Annotated in this window: 1 protein-coding gene; it reads right to left on the bottom strand. The window is 59.7% G+C overall.

The annotated features are described in order from the left end of the window. Positions 1-73: 73 nt before the first annotated feature. Positions 74-775 (bottom strand): ABC transporter permease (locus tag AC6RA8_RS16295; protein WP_500353984.1); only part of this gene is annotated, 702 nt, incomplete at its 5' end.

Consider the following 775-nt stretch of genomic DNA (forward strand, 5'->3'; position numbering starts at 1 on the left):
TTGTTCTTTTTTCCTTCGTCCCCCTCGCCGGCGGGTCCCGCCGCCCCCCCCCCCCCCCACCCCCGGTTTCGATTCAGTCCTTGAGGCTTTCCTCGCGCAGCCCGTCTGCCAGCAGGTTCAATCCCAGAACCATGGTCAGCAGGGACAGGGCAGGGGCGATCGCCGGATGTGGATAGGCCGACAACAGGCGCCGACCGGCGTTGATCGTTGTGCCCCAATCCGGGCTCTCGCTTTGCAAGCCCAACCCGAAGAAGCCCAAGGTGCCCAGAAGGATGGTGGTGTAGCCAATCCGCAAGCAGAAATCGACGATCAGCGGACCGCGCGCGTTCGGCAGAATCTCCCATAGCATGATATACCAGGGGCCTTCGCCGCGTGTTTGTGCTGCTGCCACGTAGTCCCGTGTCTTGATGTCGAGGGCTAGGCCACGAACAATCCGGAAGACGGTGGGCGCGTTCACAAAGACAACCGAGACGAACACGACCAGAATGCCCGGATCTATGTCGAACAGGTCCAGGAATTCTGGCAGCACAGCCACCTTGGTGCCACCATCGGAAATCAGCGACAGATAAATCCACCCCATGATCCCAAGCACTACAATCAGCAACGGTGTGCGGAAGCTCGGTTGCGTGTAGTAACGCGAGTTCAGCAGAACGCCCACGAAGATCAGCGGAAAGATGAACAGGACGGTCGCCATGTAGTTCGGAATGCCCGTCGCCACGATCTCTGGTGTCACCAGCAGGTAGAACAGCAGGATCACAGGGAAGGCGAGGATCAG

It is taken from the genome of Tateyamaria sp. (genome assembly GCF_059783535.1).